This window comes from Staphylococcus simulans (assembly GCF_047037175.1).
Classification (GTDB): domain Bacteria; phylum Bacillota; class Bacilli; order Staphylococcales; family Staphylococcaceae; genus Staphylococcus; species Staphylococcus simulans_C.
In genome coordinates, this window is the sequence record NZ_CP178241.1 from 2,503,798 (window position 1) to 2,526,504 (window position 22,707).

Below are 22,707 nucleotides of genomic sequence, written 5' to 3' on the forward strand. Positions count from 1 at the left end.
AGTACTCCCAAACCATATTTCTTCTGATTCTTTTTAAGGTCTCAGGATTGGCTTTTTAATTCATACACGCATCTCTAAGTGAACAATCCAAATAGTCATAACATTTATACGCTTTAAATTGACGTTGATATCCATACTTATCATTTCGCAATCTATATCCAGAAAGGAATAAAAGCTTATCGTTTGGTGCCTATCAGAATCTAACAGTTTTTATTTAGCAAATCGTGATTTTGCGAACAGATGTTTGTATCTTTTTGACAGAATCTGTTACAATATATAGTGATGTAAAAAGTTTGAAATAGAGTAATTGAGAGTATAGATAGACTAAATAGAACGATGAAATGAGATTTTGAGAAATTGCGAATTAACCCGCTTAATTGCAAGCTCAACATGAAAGAGATGGTTGGGACAGACGACATGTGTCTCAACCTATTTATATTTTGAAAATCATTTTTCTATAGAAGTGTCAATAAAGGAGGATACCGAACGCTATGGAACATCATCCATTTAAAATTGTTTCTGAGTTTACCCCGCAAGGTGACCAACCTGCCGCTATTGAAAAGATTTCTAAAGGTATTAAAGACGGTAAACGCCACCAAACGTTACTCGGGGCAACAGGTACAGGTAAGACCTTTACGATGAGTAATGTTATTCAACAAGCGGGCAAACCGACATTAGTATTAGCCCATAACAAGACTTTAGCCGGTCAATTATATAATGAATTCAAAGAATTTTTCCCTGAAAACAGAGTAGAATATTTTGTCAGCTTCTATGATTATTATCAACCAGAAGCATATGTACCATCTACTGACACATTTATCGAAAAAGATGCGACCATCAATGATGAGATTGACCAATTACGTCACTCAGCGACAAGTTCACTCTTTGAACGAGATGATGTGATTGTTGTGGCCAGTGTCAGCAGTATCTTCGGTTTAGGGGATCCTTCTGAATACAGCAGTTTAGTCGTGAATGTTCGTCAAGGTATGGAAATGGATCGCAGTCAATTTCTACGTGCATTAGTGGACATCCAATATTCAAGAAACGACATTGATTTTAAACGTGGGACATTCAGAGTACGCGGCGATGTAGTCGAAGTCTTCCCGGCGTCTCGTGATGAAATGTGTATTCGCGTAGAGTTCTTCGGTGATGAAATTGATCGTATCAGTGAAGTGAACTACTTAACAGGCGAAGTATTACGTGAAAGAGAACACTTCTCTATTTTCCCGGCATCCCACTTCGTAACGAGAGATGAAAAATTGGAATTAGCGATTCAACGTATCGAAAAAGAATTAGCGGATCGCTTAAAGTATTTAAGAGAAAACAATAAATTATTAGAAGCGCAGCGTTTGGAACAACGTACAAACTATGACCTTGAAATGATGAGAGAGATGGGCTTTTGTTCGGGTATTGAAAACTATTCCGTTCACTTGAGTTTGAGAGATTATGGTTCAACACCCTATACGTTATTAGATTATTTCGGTGATGACTGGTTGATTATGATTGATGAGTCTCATGTGACATTGCCTCAAGTCAGAGGAATGTATAATGGTGACAAAGCGCGTAAACAAGTTTTAGTTGACCATGGTTTCAGATTGCCGAGTGCTTTGGATAACCGTCCATTGACTTTTGAAGAATTTGAGAAAAAAGCACATCAATTAGTGTATGTTTCAGCAACACCAGGTCCTTATGAATTAGAACATTCAGATGAAATCGTTGAGCAAATTATTCGACCTACAGGCTTATTGGACCCTAAAATTGATGTCCGTCCGACGAAGAATCAAATCGATGATTTATTAAGTGAAATTCAAGATAGAATTGATAAGAATGAACGTGTACTCATTACGACATTAACGAAAAAAATGAGTGAAGATTTAACAACGTATATGAAAGAAGCGGGGATCAAAGTCAATTACCTGCATTCAGAAATCAAGACATTAGAGCGGATTGAAATTATTCGTGACTTACGTATGGGAAAGTATGATGCGGTTGTCGGTATCAACTTATTAAGAGAAGGTATTGATATACCAGAAGTGTCGCTTGTGGTCATTTTAGATGCGGATAAAGAAGGATTCTTACGTTCGAACCGTTCATTAATCCAAACTATCGGCCGTGCTGCACGTAATGAGCATGGTGAAGTGATTATGTATGCTGATAAGATAACGGATTCTATGCAGTATGCGATTGATGAAACAGAACGTCGTCGTAAAATCCAACAAGCATACAATGAAGAACATGGTATTACACCGAAAACAATCCGTAAGAAAATTCATGATGTTATCAGTGCAACGGTTGAAACAGATGAAGAAAATGAAAAAGAACAAAAAGTTGTACCTAAGAAATTAACGAAAAAAGAACGTCAAAAAACGATTGAAAATATAGAAAAAGAAATGAAACAAGCAGCGAAAGACTTAGACTTTGAACGCGCAACAGAATTAAGAGATATGTTATTTGAACTAAAAGCAGAAGGATGAGGTGACATGTGTGAGTAAGAAAGATCCATCTATTGTGGTTAAAGGTGCACGTGAAAATAACTTAAAAGGTGTCAATGTAGAGTTACCAAAAAATAAATTAATTGTGATGACAGGTTTATCCGGTTCAGGCAAGTCTTCTTTGGCATTTGACACAATTTATGCAGAAGGACAACGCCGCTACGTAGAATCATTAAGTGCCTATGCACGTCAGTTCTTAGGCCAAATGGACAAACCAGATGTTGATACCATTGAAGGATTATCACCGGCGATTTCAATTGATCAAAAGACAACGAGTAAGAACCCGAGATCTACAGTTGCGACTGTGACAGAGATATATGATTACATTCGTTTATTATATGCACGTGTCGGAAAGGCATTCTGTCCCCATCACGGTATCGAAATTGAATCGCAAACGGTTCAACAAATGGCTGATCGTATTTTAGAATTAGAAGAACGTACGAAAATTCAACTGATGGCACCGATTGTGAATCATCGTAAAGGTTCACATGAAAAATTACTGCAAGATATCAGTAAAAAAGGGTATGTCCGTGTCAGAGTAGACGGAGAGATTCATGATATCAATGATGTGCCGGAATTAGATAAAAATAAAAACCATACCATTGAAGTTGTGGTTGACCGTCTCGTAGTTAAAGCAGGCATTGAATCACGTTTAGCTGATTCCATTGAAACTGCATTAGAATTGGCTGAAGGGAATTTAACGGTAGATGTAATTGGCGGCGAGCCATTAAAATTCTCGGAGAATCATGCTTGCCCGATTTGCGGATTCAGCATTGGTGAATTAGAGCCGCGTATGTTCAGTTTCAATAGCCCATTCGGTGCATGTCCGACATGTGACGGCTTAGGTCAAAAGTTAAAAGTAGATATTGATTTAGTGATTCCTGATCCGAACGTTTCTTTACGTGAAGGTGCAATTGTGCCATGGGAACCTAAAAGTTCGGATTACTATCCAACGTTGTTAAAACGTGTCGCAGAAGTATATAAAATTGATATGGATAGACCGTTTAAAAAATTAACTGACCGTCAAAAGGACATCATTTTATACGGTTCAAAAGGTAAAGAGATTACTTTTACTTTTGAACAGCGCAACGGTGCATCACGTACAAGAACGATGGAGTTTGAAGGGGTAGTGCCTAACATTGAGCGTCGTTACCATGAATCACCATCAGAATATGTGCGTGAAATGATGCAGAAATATATGACGGAACTGCCTTGTGAAACATGTAAGGGTAAACGTTTAAGCCAAGAAGCTTTATCTGTGTATGTGTCAGGCTTAAATATCGGTGAAGTGGTTGAGTATTCAATTAAAGAAGCGTTACACTTCTTCGAAAACATCAATTTATCTGACCAAGATCGCAAGATAGCGGATTTAATCTTGAAAGAAATTATTTCAAGATTGTATTTCTTAAATAACGTTGGTCTAGATTATTTAACATTGAATCGTTCATCAGGTACCTTATCTGGTGGTGAAGCACAACGTATTCGTTTAGCAACACAAATTGGTTCTCGTTTAACAGGTGTGCTTTATGTTTTAGATGAACCGTCTATCGGCTTACATCAGAGAGATAATGATCGATTGATTAATACATTGAAAGAGATGCGTGATTTAGGCAATACGTTGATTGTGGTTGAACATGATGATGATACGATGCGAGAAGCGGATTATCTTGTCGATGTAGGACCAGGCGCAGGAGATTACGGCGGTGAAATTGTGGCAGCGGGTACACCGAAACAAGTGATGCGTAATGCTAAATCACTGACAGGTCAATACCTCAGCGGTAAGAAACGCATTGAAGTACCGGAACATCGCAGACCAGTCACAGACCGAAAATTAAAAGTACGCGGCGCTAAAAGCAATAACTTGAAAGATGTGGATGTAGACTTCCCGCTTTCTACAATGACTGTTGTGACAGGGGTTTCAGGTTCAGGTAAAAGTTCATTAGTGAACGAAGTGCTTTATAAAATGTTAGCACAAAAATTAAATCGTTCTAAAATCAGACCGGGTAAAGTAGATTCTATTGAAGGTATTGATCAATTAGATAAAGTCATCGATATTGATCAGTCTCCAATCGGTCGTACACCCCGTTCAAACCCAGCTACTTATACAGGGGTGTTTGATGATATTCGTGATGTGTTCGCGTCGACTAATGAAGCGAAAATAAGAGGTTATCAAAAAGGACGCTTCAGCTTTAACGTCAAAGGCGGACGTTGTGAAGCATGTAAAGGTGACGGGATTATTAAAATAGAAATGCATTTCCTGCCAGATGTTTATGTTCCTTGTGAAGTATGTGGCGGCAAACGTTATAATCGAGAAACGTTAGAAGTGACATACAAAGGTAAGAATATCTCTGAAGTGTTAGAAATGACAGCTGAAGATGCGACACACTTCTTTGAAAACATTCCAAAAATCAAACGTAAGTTACAAACGTTAGTTGATGTTGGCTTAGGTTACGTGAAACTTGGCCAACCTGCGACAACTTTATCTGGCGGTGAGGCACAACGTGTGAAATTGGCTTCTGAACTGCATAAACGTTCAACAGGTCGTTCCATTTATATTTTAGATGAACCGACAACAGGTCTGCATGTCGATGATATTCGTCGTTTACTAAAAGTATTGAACCGTATTGTAGACAACGGTGATACGGTTGTGATTATTGAACATAACCTGGACGTTATTAAAACGGCAGATCACTTGATTGATTTAGGCCCTGAAGGCGGCGATGGCGGCGGTACAATCGTTGCGACAGGTACACCAGAAGAAATCGCAGCGTCCAAAGATTCTTATACAGGAAAATATTTAAAAACAGTATTAGAACGTGACGCAGCACAAACAAGTCAATAAATTGATGAAGACATTCCATTTGAAGTAGTGGAATGTCTTATTTTTTGAGAAGAACGAAAAAAGTTTGATTTTTGAACACATATAAGAAATGATAAGATGGATAGAGATAAAACCAATAACGTTTCTGCATTCTTTTTTGATATGATAGAGGTAAGCATATAACGAAGAATGTTGATTGAGGTGAAATTATGTTAAGTGCTAGAGCGATATTAAACAGATTTAAGTTGAATTTAGTAGCCGGAGAAGAAGGTTTGGATCGTCCGATTCATAATACTGATATTTCGCGACCAGGTTTAGAAATGGCGGGGTATTTTTCACATTATGCGTCTGACCGTATTCAATTGTTAGGTACCACTGAGTTATCATTTTATAATTTATTGCCAGATAAAGAACGACATGGCAGATTGCGTAAATTATGTCGACCAGATACTCCAGCGATTATTGTTACACGTGATATTGAGCCGCCAGAAGAATTAGTCAATGCGGCACAAGAGCTCAACGTTCCATTACTTACATCTAAAGATGCGACAACAAGTTTAATGAGCCGATTAACTACATATCTAGAGCATGAACTTGCGAAAACAACATCTTTACATGGTGTATTAGTAGACGTTTACGGTGTAGGTGTCTTAATTACAGGTGATTCAGGTATTGGTAAAAGTGAAACTGCATTAGAGTTAGTGAAACGTGGACACCGTCTCGTTGCGGATGATAATGTAGAGATTCGTGAAATTACGAAAGATGAATTGATAGGTAAACCACCGAAATTAATCGAACATTTATTAGAAATCAGAGGACTTGGGATTATTAACGTGATGACGTTATTCGGTGCAGGTTCGATTCTGACTGAAAAGAAAATCGGTTTAAATATCAATTTAGAAAACTGGGATAAAGATAAGTTATACGACCGTGTTGGTTTGAATGAGGAAACGTTACGTATTTTAGATACTGAAATTACAAAGAAAACCATTCCAGTAAGACCAGGTCGAAATGTGGCAGTTATTATTGAAGTTGCGGCGATGAACTATCGCTTGAATATTATGGGCATCAATACAGCAGAAGAATTTAACGAACGTTTAAATGCCGAAATTCTAAGAAAAAATGAACAAAAAGAGGAGTAAGCTAGGATGTTGTTTAACTTAGGTTATATTGATCCGGTGGCGTTTAGCTTAGGGCCGGTTGATGTGCGATGGTACGGTATTATTATTGCCTTCGGCATCTTATTAGGTTATTTTATTGCGCAAGCGACCGCAAAAGCAGTCGGCTATCATCAAGATGCGCTGATTGATATTATCTTTTGGAGTGCCATTTTTGGATTTGTGGCAGCGCGGATTTATTTCGTTATTTTCCAATGGCCATATTACGCCGCAAATCCTGCGGAAATTCCAATGATATGGCACGGCGGTATCGCAATCCATGGGGGATTAATCGGTGGATTTATTACAGGGATTATTGTTTGTAAGAAACAAAATCATAACCCATGGCAGATTGGAGACATTGTTGCACCAAGTATTATTTTAGCGCAAGGCATCGGACGTTGGGGTAACTTTATGAACCACGAGGCACATGGTGGACCGGTGTCTCAAAGTTTCTTAGAACACCTCCATATTCCAAGATTTATTATTGATAATATGTATATTGACGGGCAGTACTATCAACCGACATTCTTATATGAATCGGTTTGGGATGTGCTGGGCTTTGCGGTGTTACTCTTCTTACGTAAGCATTTACGCATTGGCGAGACATTTTTCATATACTTGATTTGGTATTCTGTCGGCCGCTTCTTTGTCGAAGGCATGCGTACAGACAGCTTAATGTTAACGAGCAATATCAGAGTAGCACAATTGATGTCGATTATTTTAATAGTTATCAGTGTTGTGATGATTATATATCGTCGTACTAAGAAGCAGCCCCCTAAATTTAAAGATGCCAGAAACTTGGCATGGCCGAAATAAGAGGAGATTAAATGAGACGTTATAAAAAAATAGCGAGCAATCACTCACAGATTAACCCGCTTTGGAAAATGTATCATTTTATCACAATGAAAAAAGCGTTTAAACAAACCATTCTGATTGAAATTGCACGGTATATGCCATCGTTGAAATTAAAACGATGGATTTACCGTGCTTGTTTAGGTATGCAAGTTGGAAAGTATACAGCTTTCGCATATAAAGTGATGCCAGATATCCTTTATCCTCATTTAATTCAAGTTGGAGATAATTGCGTGATAGGGTATAATACAACAATATTGACACATGAATTTTTAGTTTCAGAGTTACGAGTGGGAAAAGTGGAAATCGGCAACCATACGTTAATCGGTGCTAATGTGACGATTTTACCGGGAGTTAAAATCGGTGATCACGTCAAAGTCGGTGCCGGTACGGTGGTGAATAAAGATATACCTGATGGTGCATTAGCTTTCGGCAATCCCATGCAAATTAGATTATAAGTGAGAGGAGGGGCAATACAATGACACAAGAACCATTTAAAAAAGTGATACCTATGACACAAGACGCATCACTTTTTAAACGACTGGCCGCATCAAAATTGAAACATAGAGATTATCATAAAGCTGCAGAATATTATCATAAAGTCCTTGAATTGTCGCCTTCTGACTTTGAAGCACTTCAAGACTATACAACAGCGCTGACTGAAGTGGGACAAGCGAAGCAAGTCGTCGGACGATATTATGATTTTATTGCGGCAGGAGAACATGTAGAAGATGCTTTTTATCAACTCAGCCGCATCTATACGGACTTGCAAGATCCGAATAAGGCGTTTTGTTTTGGGATGAATTACGTATTGTTGTCGGAAGATGAGGATTATAGAAAAGAATTGGAAGAAACCTTTGAAGTGGTCTATAAGGATGTAGATGTACTTGAAAAAGAGAGCCAAGTCTTCGCAGTTCAGATTATTTTTCAATACCTCTTTTCTCAAGGCAAGCTAGAGGAAGCCAAACAATTTATTCAACGCCAAGATATGAAAGTTCGTACACATGAAAGTGTACGCAACTTATTAGCCATGATTCATCTTTATTTAGGGAACTATGATTTGGCACGCGATATGTTGAAACAATTGTTAAAGGAAAATCAAACGGATGTGTATGCATTATGTCATTACACATTATTGCTTTACAATACGAATGACAAAGCATATCCCACTTATTTACAGTCGTTATCTAAAGTTGTTCCGATGAATGATGAAGAAAGTTTCAAACTTGGTATTGTCCTCAGCTATCTACAAAAATTCAAAGCTTCTCAAAAATTGTTATATCCTTTATTTAAAAAAGGAAAGTTCGTCTCCATGCAGATGTTTCATGCGCTAAGCATCAACTTTTATCACCTGGGAAATAAAGAACAAAGTAAAGTCTTTTGGGAAAAGCTTGAAGCGATCACAGATAGACCACCAGGACCGCCGCCTTGGTTGATTTCTGAGAAAAATATGTACTTCCATTCTCATATTGCGCCGTTACTGATCAGTGAAGATAGTCACGAACGCATTTATGGTATTTTCTTATTGGAACAGATGAATGGCAGAGAATTGTTGATTACAGAAGAAATTTGGAATGTCTTAGAAACAATGAATGAATATGAAAAGTTATATTTGACGTATTTGATTAAAGGTTTAAAATTAGTCAAGTTAGATTTCATTCACAGAGGCATGTTAACCTTATATGAGAAAGAAGCATTACGAGAATTCCAATCGTTATTTGTACATTGGATTGATCGTGCTGAAGGTATCATTGCGCAAGAATATGATTTAGAAAAAGTAGAAGGTTACGTCGCAGCATGTGTCTATCTCTTCTTTAAAACAAGACCAGATGCATATACTAAAAAGGCCATTACAGAATGGTTCGGTATTTCTATGTATCGTTTGAATAAATCAATTGAAATTCTATTGGAAGTATAAAAGTTGTATATCCAAAATGAGTGTATTTTCCAATATGAGCATAAAAGTATATTTCAAGTGGACTGTATCATATAATGATGGATGATTAAATACTAGGAGGCAAGAAGAATGACAAAACAACAACCTGATTATGATGTTGTAATTATCGGCGCAGGCCCTGCAGGCATGACTGCAGCCGTGTATGCTTCTCGTGCGGACTTAAAAACTGTAATGATCGAACGCGGTGTGCCAGGCGGACAAATGGCGAACACTGAAGATGTTGAAAACTTCCCAGGATTCGAATCAATCTCTGGTCCTGACTTATCAACAAAAATGTTTGATCATGCGCAAAAATTCGGCGCAGTTTATCAATATGGCGATATCAAATCAATTGAAGATAAAGGCGATATTAAAGAAGTCTTTTATGGAGATAAATCCGTCACTGCATATGCGGTTATTATCGCAACAGGTGCAGAATACAAAAAAATCGGTGTACCAGGCGAAGAAGAACTTGGCGGCCGTGGTGTAAGTTACTGTGCAGTATGTGACGGTGCATTCTTCAAAGGCAAAAACTTATACGTTATCGGCGGTGGAGACTCTGCAGTCGAAGAAGGCAACTTCTTAACTAAATTTGCGGATAGTGTCACTGTTGTTCACCGCAGAGATAAATTACGTGCACAAAAAATCTTACAAGATCGTGCATTCAAAAATGAAAAAATGCATTTCATCTGGAATCACACATTAGCTTCTATTAATGAAAAAGATGGAAAAGTCGGTTCAGTGACTTTAGAATCTACAGAAGATGGTAAAGAACAAACATTAGATGCTGATGGTGTATTCGTGTATATCGGTATGAAACCTTTAACAGCACCGATTGTTGATTTAGGTATCACAAATGAAGCGGGCTACATCGTGACAAACGAAGAAATGGAAACTAAAATCCCAGGTATCTTCGCAGCAGGCGATGTGCGTGAAAAAGGCTTGAGACAAATCGTTACAGCAACTGGAGACGGTAGTATCGCAGCACAAAACGCGCAAGGTTATATCGAAGAATTGAAAGATAAACTAGAAGCAGAAGAAGCATAATAAAAAACGAAGAAGGTTTGAGTAGTGCATACAGCGGCTTGATGAATGTATCTATTCAAACCTTTTTACATACTAAATAGTATTAATGTTCAAGATAGAATGTAATATGATACTATGATAAAGATAAGGATATTATGAGCGAATTAATTACAGGATGGTGTCGTTATGCAACATGAAGAAAATGAAGTCGTAAATAAGAGTGAATTGTTAGTGGTTACTGGTATGTCGGGGGCAGGGAAATCTGTAGTATTACAGAGCTTAGAAGATTTAGGGTATTTTTGTGTAGATAATTTACCACCTATTTTACTGCCGAAATTTGTGGAGTTGATGGAGCAAGGCACACCATCTTTACAAAAAGTAGCAATTGCGATTGACTTACGCGGTCGCGAATTTTTCAAATCCTTAGTAAAAGAAGTAGATTTTTTACGCAGCAAGAATCGCATTATAGTAGACGTGATGTTTGTCGAGGCAAGTGAAGCGAAATTAATTTCAAGATATAAAGAAACACGCCGTGCACACCCATTAAGTGATAACGGTCAAAACTCATTGATTAATTCTATTAGAGAAGAACGTCAATCTTTATCTGAAATCCGCAGTTTCGCAAACTTTGTCATAGATACAACAGAATTAAAACCAAAAGAATTACGTGCAAAAATAAACAAATTGTTTAATAGAGATGATATCGAAACATTTAGTATTAGTGTAACGAGTTTTGGCTTCAAACATGGCATCCAGCAAGATGCTGATTTAGTCTTTGATGTGAGATTCTTACCGAATCCATTTTATGTAAAAGAGTTACGTCCTTTGACCGGGAATGATGACCCTGTGTATCAATATGTCATGAAATGGCAAGAAACAGCTATTTTCTATGATAAGTTATTAGACTTATTGAAATTTATGATTCCAGGCTATAAAAAAGAAGGAAAAACACAATTAGTGATTGCGATCGGATGTACAGGCGGACAACATCGTTCCGTCGCGTTAGCGAAACGCTTAGCCGAAGACTTAAATGAAAGTTACGACTATAATGTTTACGTTCATCATAGAGATGCACATATCGAAAGTGGCGAGAGAAATGAAAAAGCTTAAAATCGTATTAATCGGCGGCGGTACAGGATTATCTGTATTAGCTCGTGGTTTAAAAGACTATCCTATCGACATTACCGCAATTGTGACGGTAGCGGACGATGGGGGAAGTACTGGAAAAATTAGAAGTGAAATGGACATTCCCGCACCCGGGGACATCCGTAATGTTATTGCGGCCTTAAGTGATACAGAACCGACTTTAAAGGAGCTGTTTCAGTACCGTTTTAAAGAGAATCAAGTTGAGGGTCATTCAGTAGGTAATCTCTTGATTGCGGCAATGACGAATATTATGGATGACTTTGGTCATGCGGTTAAAGAATTAAGTAAAATTTTGAATATCAAAGGGCGTGTCATTCCTTCAACCAATTCAAGTATTCGCTTGAATGCGGAGATGGAAGATGGCGAAATTGTATATGGTGAATCCAATATTCCAAAACGTCAAAAAACGATTAAGCGTGTCTTTATTGAACCCGCTGATGTACAACCGATGGAAGAAGCGGTTGCGGCTTTAGAAGAAGCAGACTTAATCGTGTTAGGACCAGGTTCATTATATACGAGTGTTATTTCTAATTTATGTGTGCCGGGCATCGGTAAAGCTATTGTTGAAAGTGCTGCACCGAAAGTCTATGTGTCCAATGTGATGACACAACATGGCGAAACGGATCATTTTGACGTGATGGATCATATTCAAGCGATGCATCAACACATGAACACGGACTTTATTGATTATGTGATTTGTTGTGAAAATCATCAATATAGTCAAGATATCTTAGAAAATTACTTAAAAGAACATGCTGAACCTGTGACGTATCATAAGGAAGCGATTGAAGCGGCAGGTATTGAACCGATAACGGCTCAAGATTTAGTCCATGTATCTTCAAAGAATCGTGTGCGCCATAATACGACACGATTAGCATGTATGATTTATGAATTGGCGCTTGATTTAACTAGCACAATCCAATTCAATCCGAAAAATAGAAAATTTTAAAGAAGGGAATGGCGCGGCATGAGCTTTGCATCAGACATGAAAAATGAATTGACAAGAATTGATGTCGATGATAAAAATGCGCGAGCGGAACTCAGCGCATTGATACGGATGAATGGTGCACTCAGTTTGTCGAATCAGCAATTTGTCATTAATGTACAAACTGAAAATGCGACAACAGCCAGACGTATTTACTCTCTGATTAAGAAAGTATTCAATATTGAAGTTGAAATTCTTGTTCGAAAGAAAATGAAATTGAAGAAGAACAACATCTATATCTGCCGAACAAAAATGAAGTCACGTGAAATCTTGCATGAATTGGGCATCTTAAAAGACGGTGTATTCACACATGCGATAGATTTAGATTTGATTCGAGATGATGAAATGAGACGAAGCTATTTACGTGGCGCCTTTTTAGCTGGGGGTTCTGTGAATAATCCAGAAACGTCTTCGTATCATTTAGAAATCTTTTCATTATATGAAAGTCATTCGGAAGGTTTAACAGCTTTGATGAATGAATATGAATTGAATGCGAAACACCTTGAACGTAAAAAAGGGAATATCGTATATTTGAAAGAAGCTGAGAAAATCTCTGATTTCTTAAGTTTAATCGGCGGCTATCAAGCAATGTTGAAATTCGAAGATGTGCGTATTGTCAGAGATATGCGTAATTCAGTGAATCGTTTAGTGAACTGTGAAACAGCTAATTTAAATAAAACAGTGAGTGCAGCGATGAAACAAGTTGAAAGTATTCAATTGATTGATCAAGAAATCGGTATAGAAAATTTACCAGACCGTTTAAGAGAAATTGCGAAACTACGTGTGGAAAATCAAGATGTCTCACTTAAAGAATTAGGAGAGATGGTTTCTACTGGAACTATTTCAAAATCTGGTGTGAATCACCGATTACGTAAACTCAATGAACTGGCTGATAAGATTAGAAGCGGCGAACATATTGAAATGTGATAAAGAAAAGCAGCGACTCTTTTTGAATTAGAAAAAGAGTCGCTGCTTTTTAGTGTTTATTGATCGGCATATGATTTTTTGGGAATACCTAACGCAATAAGCAATCCGATAAAATTCACCAATGAAATTAAGATGAACATCATCTTAAATGTGTGTATATAGTTTAATAGGGTCATAGATAGAATCGGTGCAATGGCTGTACCGATGAACAACATGAAAGTATTAATGGATAAGTAGAAGCCTGTATCTTTCGTAGTTAACAGTCCGATTTGTGAAATCACAGAAGGAATCACAAATGAAATACCTGTGATAAAGATAACACTAAACAATGTGATGGTGACGATATTATAGGTCATTCCCATCAATATTAATGAGCTGCCGGCAGTGATTAATGAAATGATAATCATGCGTTTAACACCGACAAGGTCACTTAAGCGACCTGAAAATAATGCCAATAACATACCGATTAAACCGAAAAGTTTTACTGTTGAAATTGTTGTTAAATCCGCATGAATGGCTTCAGACGTTAAGTATTCATTGAGTAAAGTATACATAGAAACCAGTGACGTTAAGATGGTTAAGGATACAAAGAAACATAATACAATGCCTTTATTATCCAAAATATGTTTCATGTTTTTAAAGAACACTGAGAACTTAGTGTCTGGTATATGATAGGGACTCTTAGGGATAGCGTAATAAATACAAGCAATTAAGACTAAATAAACAACGGTCAACACGAAATAAACGATACGCCAACTCGTGTGTGCGACGATAATATCACTTAGATTTTGACCGATCACACCTGACAACATGAAGCTGGTGCTAATAAAGCTGATTGCGGTTAGACGCTTGTGAACGGGAAAGACCTCTGTCACATATGTTAAAGAAACAGGTGAGAAGCTTGCGGTTGCGATGCCTTGTAGTGCACGTACAATTAGCAATAATACAAAATGATGGATAAAGCCAATCGCAAATGTAGTCAGTGTCAACATTGCTAATCCAATTAATATGACTTTCTTCTTGCCGAATTTGTCGGCGATAATGCCGTAAAACATACAGCTGACTGAATACGAAACTGAGAATACTACGCCGATTAATGTTGTGGCGCCTTCACTTAAATGTAATTCTTTTCCCATGATAGGCATTAAAGGAATGGCAGAATAAAGACTGCACATTACCGCCATACCAGTAAAAAAGAATACGGTCGTTATTAAGTTATAATTGAACGACAGTTGTTTCAATGATTTTCTCCCTCTCTATGATGAAATGTTTATTCATGATATTGATCAACTTCGATACACGTTTCTCGCAGATATTGTGCAAGTTTGAAGCTTGAAACAAGGCGGTTTCAAATAGAAAATGCATGTTTCATTTTAACACAAACAAATTATTATGAAATAGATAGAAAAATTATTGAAATATTGTGACTATCCTCTGCTGACAAATAAAAAATGCCTTCCTCATAACCATGAGAAAGACATTGCTGTATATTATGTTGTTGCTGGTTGTTGTGTATGTTTCTTATTACGCATAAAATCAATCGCAATACCGATTGCGGTTAAAACGATAAACGGAATTAACCAAGCTAATCCTAAATCCGATAAAGGCAAGTGTTGATATGCTGTATTCAGTGGTTTGATTAATTTGAATGTATTGAAGATTTCAAGTACAGAAATAATCAACGTTGAAATCGTCGGTAAAATATAAGCGATTTTTAATTTTGTTGGAATCGCAATGGCGATAAATGAAATCAATACTAACACAATTGAAATTGGATAGATAAATGTCAGTAAAGGTACTGCGATTTGTAAGATCATGTTAAGTCCTAGGATTGAGATTAAGAATCCGACAACTGAGAATGATAAGACATAAGTCTTATAAGAAATTTGCGGGAATTTCTTCAATCCGAATGCAGCACTCGCATTTACTAAACCGATACATGTCGTCAAGCACGCTAAAATAACAATCATACCGAACAAGATGTTACCGAAAGCACCGAATAGACGTACTGAGTTATAAGTCAGAATGCTTGCGCCGTTATCAAAACCTGGTTTACTTGTTGTGATACCTAAATATGCTAATGAGAAGTAAATCACGGTTAATAATAAAGCTGAAATCAGACCTGATAAGATAACGTTTTTGACGATATGCTTTCTGTCTGAAATACCTGCAAGTTTGAAACTTTGTACGATAACAACAGAGAAGGCTAAAGCTGCTACTAAGTCCATTGTGTAGTAACCTTCTAAGACACCTGAAATGAAAGGTGTTTTCGCATATTTATCATGCGGTTGTCCCACGCTCCCTTCAGGATTGATAATTGCGGCGATACATAAAGCGCCAATGATCAATAAGAGGGCAGGTGTTAAGTACTTCCCTAAATTGTCCACGATTTTTGTAGGGTATAAAGCGATTAAGCCAACAATAATAAAGAATAGAAGTGAGAATCCTACTAATGTCCATGTATTGTGAATGGGCAAAATAGATTTTGCGCCAATTTCATAAGCAACGTTCGCAGCACGCGGAATACCATAGAGTGCCCCGATGGATAGATAGATACAAATCGCAAAAATGAACCCGAATTTAGGATGGACGCGGTCCCCGATAAACTCCACACCACCATCGTAATAAGCGATGACAATCACTGTAATATAGGGTAATAGAATCCCTGTAATCGCAAAGCCTGTCATGCCTGTCCACATATTACTTTGCGCGGTATAACCGAGCATAGGTGGAAAGATCAAGTTGCCTGCTCCAAAGAATAAAGAGAAGAGCATTAAACCTGATATTAGAATTACTTTTTTCATAATAACCTCCTGGTGTTGAAAACATTTCTCTATTTACAAAAATTTCTGACAATTTATGTAGATGAATTTCTTTCAAACATATAAACTTTAACACATTTCTAAATATTTAAAAAGTATATATTCAGAAATTTTAGATGAAAGACAAAGAATTAATTGGAAATGTCGTGTTGAAGGGAAAAGAGTTACTAAAAATTTGTGGAGTTGATATATAATTACATCTGCAGACAAAATAAAAGAAACGTTGAATTTCAACGTCCTAGTGTTTATATATATGCCGGTTTTAGTAATATAGCCCCCTCGAAGGGAATCGAACCCCTATTTCAAGAACCGGAATCTTACGTGTTATCCATTACACTACGAGGGGTAAATATGAACATGCAATTATTAGTGTACCTGTATCGTGTAGAGTGGTCAATATGATGATATGATAAAGGTGTGAGTTTAATTTTTGACCATTTTTGACTTTTAGGTTAAAATAAGGATAATTCATAAAAGTACAAGGAGGAAATAGAATGAATTTAATTCCTACAGTAATTGAAACAACAAATCGCGGCGAACGTGCTTATGACATTTACTCAAGATTATTGAAAGACCGTATTATTATGTTAGGTTCGGCAATTGATGATAACGTAGCAAACTCAATCGTATCACAATTGTTATTCTTACAAGCACAAGATGCTGAGAAAGATATTTATTTATATATCAACTCACCAGGCGGCAGTGTAACAGCTGGATTCGCAATTTATGATACGATTCAACACATTAAACCAGATGTACAAACAATCTGCATCGGTATGGCTGCTTCAATGGGTTCATTCTTGCTTGCAGCAGGTGCTAAAGGTAAACGTTTCGCATTACCTAACGCTGAAGTTATGATTCACCAACCACTTGGCGGTGCACAAGGTCAAGCAACTGAAATCGAAATCGCAGCAACACACATCTTAAAAACACGTGCTAAATTAAACAAAATCTTATCAGAACGTACAGGTCAATCAATTGAACAAATTGAAAAAGATACTGATCGTGATAATTTCTTAACTGCAGATGAAGCTAAAGAATATGGCTTAATCGACGAAGTTATGCAACCTGAAAAATAAGTTGTTATTAAAATAGGTAAGTAAAAAGAGTTCCGGATGCCGGAACTCTTATTTTTGATTCTTATAATAGTTTATTAAGTTAATGACGGTCCACCCTAGTATAACGAGTCCTATGATTAGGTAAAACAGTGCAATATATAAAGAAGGGGTAGATCTCGTCATTGAAAAACTGCCGATACATATTAAAAGTAATCCAGCAATGATTAATAATATGCGTGTTACGAGACTGCTTTTATCCATTCATACACCTTCATTCACTCTACTTGCTCTATTTGGATGTGCGTTTATTTTATATAATTTGTTTAATAATAAGCACTCACAATACAATTATATTATATAGCTTTTTATTCGTGAACTAAACTATCAAGTGCTGATTTTAAGTCAGGATATGCAAATTTAAATCCATAAGCATCTAAACGATTTGGAATTGCTTTTTGTGTGTCTAATACAATCGTTGCTCTTTGGCCTAAGACTAAGCGTAATAAAGCACTAGGCACCCATAACTCATGCGGTTTGTGCATCGCTCGTGCTAAAGTATAGCCAAATAAGTTTTGACGTTCAGCAATTGGTGTTGTCATGTTGAAGACACCTGAAGCATCGTCTTGATTGATTAAGAAGAGAATTGCACGTGTTAAATCTGTAATATGAATCCATGAATACCATTGGAAACCAGTACCTAACTTGCCTCCTAGATAGAAGCGATAAGGTAATTCCATGGTTGGTAAGGCGCCGCCTTCATCTGAAAGGACCATGCCGAAACGACCGATAATGACACGTGTACCGTGCTGTTCAAATTTGCGCGCAAAACGTTCCCATTGATATGTGATGTCTGATAGGAAATCATGTGGATCACATTTAGACAATTCAGTGTAAGTACGGTGATTATCTGGCGTATAATATCCGACGGCACTTGCATTGAATAAAATTTGAGGGAATGTGCCTTTATGTTCAAACAATTCATAGAGTGATTGTGTTGCTTGAATTCGGCTCAGCATTAATGTTTGTTTATATTCATCCGTCCATCTTTTGTTTAAAGTTGCACCTGCTAAGTTAATGACAATATCAATGTGCTCCGGTACTTTAGCTTCCCAGCCTGCTTTGTTCCAGTTAACATAGGTGATTTTCTCGTCTAAGTTCTGACGATCTTGACGCGTTAAAATAGTAATATGAGAATCTGTACTGTGTATCGCATCGACTAAATGACTGCCAACTAAGCCTGTACCGCCTGTAATTAGAAATTCTTTCATTTTTATATTCACCTCATCAGTATTAAAGAACATCTTGGATAGTAAAATCCAATAGATTATAGCCATTCTAAACATTCATTATTTATTCAATATTTAGTCATTAAGATGTCAATTTAAACTATGTAATCGTGTTTAAATCGCTTATAGCTAAGTTATAATAGAAGTACCTTCGGAATTAATTAAACATCTCTTAATTAAAAATAGTATACCCCATAATATACATGCGAAGGTGAAATTTTGACTCCCTTTAGTATTGGACCTATGCGAGCAACGTATAGGTCCTTTATCATTTTATTAGTATTGCTAATGTAGCTTATTATAACAATCTTATATCAAATAATCATCTTACTTGGATTTAGCCATTCTTTCTTATTTATCCAAATTCAATAAACATTGAAAATATAAAATGTTTCCTAAGCAAAATAATGTATACCCTAGTGGAAAATGTTATGATATATAAATGAATACAGCTCAGATATAATGAAGAAGATGTTGGAAAAAAGGGTATGAGTTAATATATCAAATAAGTACCGTGTGTAACTTATAGAAAAAGAAAAGGGATTGGAAAGAGGAGAGCACATGTCTAACAATAAAATGAGCAAACCCGCGAAAATACTAAGTGCTGTTATTGTATTTTTCTTATTGTTCGGCTTAGCATTTGCGACTTTTGCTTTTGTAGATAATAACAAGAAAAGCAGTGAACGCTACAGTCAACAACAGAAAAAAGAAGCACAAGAGAAAAAAGATCGCGCTGCAAAGCAAAAAAAAGAAGCAGAAAAACGTAAAAAAGAAAAAGAAGCGGAAGAACAACGTCAACAAGAACTTGCTGACCAACAAGCAGCAGAACAAGAGCGTCAAAATTATTTAGCTGCACAACGTGAACAACAAAGACAACAAGCAGAGCAAGCCCGCCAAAATGCGGCAGCACAAAAAGCACAGCAAAAAGAGCCAAAAGATAGTTCAAGCGATGAAAATAAACAAAAAGCAAAAGAACAAGCTGATAAACAGCAAGAACAAGCTAAACAAGCTGCTGAAGAAAGACAAAAAGCACAACAAGAAGCACAACAACAAGCGAAAGAACAAGCACAGCAACAACGTGAACAACAAGCTGCGCAACAAAAACAGCAGCAACAGCAGCAACAGCAAAAACAACAACAACAGCAACAAAAGCAACAACAAAGCAGTCAACCCAGGCCAGGGCAAGAACAGCAGTCAAGGTCAGTAAATCAGTCACAAAGCACACCGCAGAGACAAGCACCACCGCAAAAATCACAATCTAGTCAGTCTTCAAGTTCAAATCAATCAAGCCAACAGAAGACAGACAATTAATCTATAAAATGAAGGACCGCAATGCACAAGCACTACGGTCTTTTTTCATGAGATGAAGCTAATCAGCCAAGTAATAATTAATGCGATAATTGCAATGAATGGCAAACACCCGCATCCAAATGGAAAGCATCCTCCGAAAGAATAATATTTTATTTTTCTTTCCTGTTCGAAGCGGGAACGCTGACGTTCACTTGGACTATGTTTGAAATAGTCATCATCTTTATAGCGGGGGTCATTGGGATCAATGACTTCAGGTTGGTCATTTTTGGTCATGCAATTCCCTCCTTTATACATATCTATTATAATAGAGGGAATACTCAAATTATAATGATAAGAAAAAAGGTTTTTAGATGATTTCTTAACTGGAAAAAGGGTATAATATACTTAAAGAGGTAGTGTTGTTCACAACAATGTTGCCTTAGCTAAGCATTAGTGAATGTTTACGCTTGCTTTTTATTTCAGATGATAGTATTATGACAATTGTAAGAGATGTTATTTTTTTGTCCCACCCGGGACTTAAAACGTCAAAGTGTGGTTGCATACTGACCCTTAAATAAAAAGAGGAGGAAATAGTAGTGGAAGACTTGCTTAAAGTCCAACAGAAATTGATTCCTGAGCTTGTCGAAAAAATGTATCGAAGGTTTACAATACTCACTACTATCAAAATGCACCAGCCAGTCGGAAGAAGAAGTTTAAGTGAATACATGAATTTGACTGAACGTGTGTTGAGATCAGAAACGAATACATTGAAAAAGCAAGAATTGATTAAAGTGAAACCGACAGGAATGGAATTAACACCTGAAGGTGACGAACTGATTGAATCATTAGAATCTTACTTTGACATGTATTCAGATGGTTATCATCTAGCACAACTGTTAAAAGAACGTTATCAAATTAAAAACGTTTATGTTGTTCCTGGTGATACCGATATAGATAGTGCTGTAAAAAAAGAGATAGGCAGCCAGGCAGGTCAGTTACTTGAACGAACTTTTTACGAAGATGCTATCGTTTCTATCACAGGCGGTTCTACAATGGCTTCTGTGAGCGAATCAATGCATATATTACCCTTTAAAACCTTTTATGTCCCTGCTAGAGGCGGGTTAGGTGAAAATGTGGTATATCAGGCAAATACGATTGCAGCAAGTATGGCACAGCAAACTGGCGGAGATTATACAACATTATATGTTCCTGACAATGTCAGTGAATCAACATATGAGTTGTTGCTCCAAGAGCCTTCAGTTCGTAATACATTAGAAATAATTAAACAATCAAATATAACCGTCCACGGCATTGGTGATGCGCTGAAAATGGCAAAAAGACGTCATTCGTCTAGTCAAGTGATTGAAAAGCTTCAACATCACAATGCAGTCGGAGAAGCATTTGGATATTATTTCGACAGTGAAGGCCAAATCGTTCATAAAGTTAAAACGATAGGACTTCAAATGGAAGATTTAGTATCGAAGCAATATATCTTTGCTGTAGCTGGCGGTGCTTCAAAAGGAGATGCGATCAGAGCTTATCTATCCATTGCTCCAAAGAACACCATTCTGATTACAGATGAAGGCGCAGCAAGAAATATAGTTCAATCACAATCAATTTAGTTTAAAAAAGTGACTTCACTTTTTAACAATATCTTTTAAAGGAGGCCATAATAATGGCAGTTAAAGTAGCAATTAATGGTTTTGGTAGAATCGGTCGTTTAGCATTCAGAAGAATTCAAGATGTTGAAGGTATCGATGTAGTAGCAGTAAACGACTTAACAGATGATGAAATGTTAGCACACTTATTAAAATACGATACAATGCAAGGACGTTTCACTGAAGAAGTTGAAGTTGTAGATGGCGGATTCCGCGTGAATGGTAAAGAAGTAAAATCATTCGAAGAACCAGATGCAAGCAAATTACCTTGGAAAGATTTAGACATCGACGTAGTGTTAGAATGTACTGGTTTCTACACAAGCGATGAAAAAGCACAAGCTCATATCGATGCAGGTGCTAAAAAAGTATTAATCTCTGCACCAGCAACTGGTGACGTTAAAACAATCGTTTATAACGTAAACCAAGATACTTTAGACAGCTCTGACACAATCGTTTCAGGTGCTTCTTGTACTACAAACTCACTTGCTCCAGTAGCAAAAGTTTTAAATGACAGCTTTGGTTTAGTAGAAGGTTTCATGACTACTATCCACGCTTACACTGGTGACCAAAATACTCAAGATGGTCCACACAGAAAAGGTGACAAACGTCGTGCACGTGCAGCAGCTGCAAACATCGTTCCAAACTCAACTGGTGCTGCTAAAGCAATCGGTAAAGTAATTCCTGAAATCGACGGAAAATTAGACGGTGGCGCTCAACGTGTTCCAGTAGCAACAGGTTCATTAACTGAATTAACTGTTGTCTTAGACAAAGACGTTACAATTGAAGAAGTAAACGAAGCTATGAAAGCAGCTTCTAACGAATCATTCGGTTACAACACTGACGAAATCGTATCTTCAGATGTAGTTGGTATGACATTCGGTTCATTATTCGATGCAACTCAAACTCGTGTTATGACTGTATCAGGTCGTCAATTAGTTAAAGTTGCAGCTTGGTATGACAACGAAATGTCTTACACTTCACAATTAGTACGTACTTTAGAATACCTTATCAAAGACGTAAAATAATTGATGAACAACAATAAATAAGGTCTGAATTTTACAAGCGGTAATGTGTTGTTGAAATTCGATGACCAGCTTATGAGTAAGCGGGGAGGCACATACGCTTCTCCGCTTATTTTCATTAAGTACATGGTTATTAGAGTAGATATTTTCAGAAACGTGAAAAATTTCATTTGATTCTGTATTTATATCTGCAATATTTCTGCCCATATGCTAACCTCAAATTACA

18 protein-coding genes and 1 tRNA gene are annotated in these 22,707 nt (G+C 37.0%); 14 read left to right on the top strand and 5 right to left on the bottom strand.

The window, feature by feature from the left end; all coding sequences use genetic code 11:
- Nucleotides 1–491: 491 nt before the first annotated feature.
- The 10 genes from uvrB (at nucleotide 492) to whiA (ending at nucleotide 13,345) form a co-directional block, all read left to right on the top strand.
- Nucleotides 492–2,474 (top strand): excinuclease ABC subunit UvrB, encoded by a 1,983-nt coding sequence (uvrB, locus tag ACFCT9_RS12100; RefSeq protein WP_412519601.1) that lies wholly within the window; start codon nucleotides 492–494, stop codon nucleotides 2,472–2,474.
- 10 nt (nucleotides 2,475–2,484) lie between these two features.
- Entirely contained in the window at nucleotides 2,485–5,334 is a 2,850-nt protein-coding gene (uvrA, locus tag ACFCT9_RS12105; RefSeq protein WP_412519603.1) for an excinuclease ABC subunit UvrA, read from the top strand.
- Nucleotides 5,335–5,522: 188 nt separating this feature from the next.
- The gene (gene hprK, locus ACFCT9_RS12110) at nucleotides 5,523–6,455 is read left to right on the top strand and encodes an HPr(Ser) kinase/phosphatase (RefSeq protein ID WP_412519605.1); all 933 of its coding nucleotides are present in this window, start codon (nucleotides 5,523–5,525) and stop codon (nucleotides 6,453–6,455) included.
- Between the two features lie 6 nt (nucleotides 6,456–6,461).
- Complete coding sequence (gene lgt / locus ACFCT9_RS12115; protein WP_412519607.1) at nucleotides 6,462–7,289, top strand: prolipoprotein diacylglyceryl transferase; 828 nt, start codon at nucleotides 6,462–6,464, stop codon at nucleotides 7,287–7,289.
- Nucleotides 7,290–7,300: 11 nt separating this feature from the next.
- Entirely contained in the window at nucleotides 7,301–7,783 is a 483-nt protein-coding gene (locus ACFCT9_RS12120) for an acyltransferase (RefSeq protein ID WP_412519609.1), read from the top strand.
- A gap of 20 nt (nucleotides 7,784–7,803) precedes the next feature.
- Entirely contained in the window at nucleotides 7,804–9,243 is a 1,440-nt protein-coding gene (locus tag ACFCT9_RS12125; RefSeq protein WP_412519611.1) for a tetratricopeptide repeat protein, read from the top strand.
- 108 nt (nucleotides 9,244–9,351) lie between these two features.
- The gene (trxB, locus tag ACFCT9_RS12130; protein WP_412519613.1) at nucleotides 9,352–10,308 is read left to right on the top strand and encodes a thioredoxin-disulfide reductase; all 957 of its coding nucleotides are present in this window, start codon (nucleotides 9,352–9,354) and stop codon (nucleotides 10,306–10,308) included.
- Between the two features lie 165 nt (nucleotides 10,309–10,473).
- Nucleotides 10,474–11,397: an RNase adapter RapZ gene (gene rapZ / locus ACFCT9_RS12135; RefSeq protein ID WP_412519615.1), complete on the top strand. Its 924-nt coding sequence runs from the start codon at nucleotides 10,474–10,476 to the stop codon at nucleotides 11,395–11,397.
- Nucleotides 11,384–12,382 carry a gluconeogenesis factor YvcK family protein gene (locus tag ACFCT9_RS12140; protein WP_412519617.1) on the top strand — a complete coding sequence of 333 codons (999 nt, stop codon included), beginning with the start codon at nucleotides 11,384–11,386 and terminating at the stop codon, nucleotides 12,380–12,382. Before rapZ ends, ACFCT9_RS12140 begins: the two co-directional genes overlap by 14 nt.
- An 18-nt stretch (nucleotides 12,383–12,400) precedes the next feature.
- The gene (whiA, locus tag ACFCT9_RS12145; RefSeq protein ID WP_002481558.1) at nucleotides 12,401–13,345 is read left to right on the top strand and encodes a DNA-binding protein WhiA; all 945 of its coding nucleotides are present in this window, start codon (nucleotides 12,401–12,403) and stop codon (nucleotides 13,343–13,345) included.
- A gap of 56 nt (nucleotides 13,346–13,401) precedes the next feature.
- On the opposite strand, the gene ACFCT9_RS12150 is transcribed toward whiA, so the two are convergent.
- From ACFCT9_RS12150 to ACFCT9_RS12160, 3 genes are all read right to left on the bottom strand, one after another.
- Complete coding sequence (locus ACFCT9_RS12150; RefSeq protein ID WP_412521688.1) at nucleotides 13,402–14,529, bottom strand: MFS transporter; 1,128 nt, start codon at nucleotides 14,527–14,529, stop codon at nucleotides 13,402–13,404.
- A 306-nt stretch (nucleotides 14,530–14,835) separates the two neighbouring features.
- Nucleotides 14,836–16,149 carry a branched-chain amino acid transport system II carrier protein gene (gene brnQ / locus ACFCT9_RS12155; RefSeq protein WP_412519619.1) on the bottom strand — a complete coding sequence of 438 codons (1,314 nt, stop codon included), beginning with the start codon at nucleotides 16,147–16,149 and terminating at the stop codon, nucleotides 14,836–14,838.
- Between the two features lie 292 nt (nucleotides 16,150–16,441).
- Nucleotides 16,442–16,513, bottom strand: a tRNA-Arg gene (locus tag ACFCT9_RS12160).
- A 148-nt stretch (nucleotides 16,514–16,661) separates the two neighbouring features.
- On the opposite strand from ACFCT9_RS12160, the gene clpP reads away from it, so the two are divergent.
- Nucleotides 16,662–17,246, top strand: coding sequence for an ATP-dependent Clp endopeptidase proteolytic subunit ClpP (clpP, locus tag ACFCT9_RS12165; RefSeq protein ID WP_002481561.1), 585 nt, complete (start codon nucleotides 16,662–16,664; stop codon nucleotides 17,244–17,246).
- Between the two features lie 344 nt (nucleotides 17,247–17,590).
- Here the strand turns inward: clpP and ACFCT9_RS12170 are convergent, their stop codons facing one another.
- Nucleotides 17,591–18,493 carry a TIGR01777 family oxidoreductase gene (locus tag ACFCT9_RS12170; protein ID WP_412519621.1) on the bottom strand — a complete coding sequence of 301 codons (903 nt, stop codon included), beginning with the start codon at nucleotides 18,491–18,493 and terminating at the stop codon, nucleotides 17,591–17,593.
- 579 nt (nucleotides 18,494–19,072) lie between these two features.
- Between ACFCT9_RS12170 and ACFCT9_RS12175 the strand changes: the two genes are divergently transcribed.
- A complete protein-coding gene (locus ACFCT9_RS12175) occupies nucleotides 19,073–19,822 on the top strand; it encodes a hypothetical protein (protein WP_412519623.1) in 750 nt (249 codons plus the stop codon).
- Between the two features lie 45 nt (nucleotides 19,823–19,867).
- Here ACFCT9_RS12175 and ACFCT9_RS12180 read toward each other — a convergent pair whose 3' ends face one another.
- On the bottom strand, nucleotides 19,868–20,095 hold the full coding sequence (locus ACFCT9_RS12180) for a hypothetical protein (protein ID WP_412519624.1): 228 nt from the start codon (nucleotides 20,093–20,095) through the stop codon (nucleotides 19,868–19,870).
- A gap of 302 nt (nucleotides 20,096–20,397) precedes the next feature.
- Here ACFCT9_RS12180 and ACFCT9_RS12185 point away from each other — a divergent pair, with 302 nt between their 5' ends.
- Both ACFCT9_RS12185 and gap read left to right on the top strand, forming a co-directional pair.
- Nucleotides 20,398–21,423, top strand: a complete 1,026-nt coding sequence (locus ACFCT9_RS12185; RefSeq protein ID WP_412519626.1) for a sugar-binding transcriptional regulator — start codon at nucleotides 20,398–20,400, stop codon at nucleotides 21,421–21,423.
- A gap of 53 nt (nucleotides 21,424–21,476) precedes the next feature.
- On the top strand, nucleotides 21,477–22,484 hold the full coding sequence (gap, locus tag ACFCT9_RS12190) for a type I glyceraldehyde-3-phosphate dehydrogenase (protein WP_412519628.1): 1,008 nt from the start codon (nucleotides 21,477–21,479) through the stop codon (nucleotides 22,482–22,484).
- Nucleotides 22,485–22,707 lie beyond the last annotated feature (223 nt).

Coding starts and splice junctions, on each gene's coding strand:
- clpP (WP_002481561.1), top strand. CDS start 16,662: ATGAATTTAATTCCTACAGTAATTGAAACAACAAATCGCGGCGAACGT.
- brnQ (WP_412519619.1), bottom strand. CDS start 16,149: ATGAAAAAAGTAATTCTAATATCAGGTTTAATGCTCTTCTCTTTATTC.
- ACFCT9_RS12170 (WP_412519621.1), bottom strand. CDS start 18,493: ATGAAAGAATTTCTAATTACAGGCGGTACAGGCTTAGTTGGCAGTCAT.
- ACFCT9_RS12150 (WP_412521688.1), bottom strand. CDS start 14,529: ATGGCGGTAATGTGCAGTCTTTATTCTGCCATTCCTTTAATGCCTATC.
- lgt (WP_412519607.1), top strand. CDS start 6,462: ATGTTGTTTAACTTAGGTTATATTGATCCGGTGGCGTTTAGCTTAGGG.
- ACFCT9_RS12175 (WP_412519623.1), top strand. CDS start 19,073: ATGTCTAACAATAAAATGAGCAAACCCGCGAAAATACTAAGTGCTGTT.
- hprK (WP_412519605.1), top strand. CDS start 5,523: ATGTTAAGTGCTAGAGCGATATTAAACAGATTTAAGTTGAATTTAGTA.
- ACFCT9_RS12125 (WP_412519611.1), top strand. CDS start 7,804: ATGACACAAGAACCATTTAAAAAAGTGATACCTATGACACAAGACGCA.
- ACFCT9_RS12140 (WP_412519617.1), top strand. CDS start 11,384: ATGAAAAAGCTTAAAATCGTATTAATCGGCGGCGGTACAGGATTATCT.
- whiA (WP_002481558.1), top strand. CDS start 12,401: ATGAGCTTTGCATCAGACATGAAAAATGAATTGACAAGAATTGATGTC.
- ACFCT9_RS12120 (WP_412519609.1), top strand. CDS start 7,301: ATGAGACGTTATAAAAAAATAGCGAGCAATCACTCACAGATTAACCCG.
- rapZ (WP_412519615.1), top strand. CDS start 10,474: ATGCAACATGAAGAAAATGAAGTCGTAAATAAGAGTGAATTGTTAGTG.
- uvrB (WP_412519601.1), top strand. CDS start 492: ATGGAACATCATCCATTTAAAATTGTTTCTGAGTTTACCCCGCAAGGT.
- gap (WP_412519628.1), top strand. CDS start 21,477: ATGGCAGTTAAAGTAGCAATTAATGGTTTTGGTAGAATCGGTCGTTTA.
- trxB (WP_412519613.1), top strand. CDS start 9,352: ATGACAAAACAACAACCTGATTATGATGTTGTAATTATCGGCGCAGGC.
- ACFCT9_RS12180 (WP_412519624.1), bottom strand. CDS start 20,095: ATGACCAAAAATGACCAACCTGAAGTCATTGATCCCAATGACCCCCGC.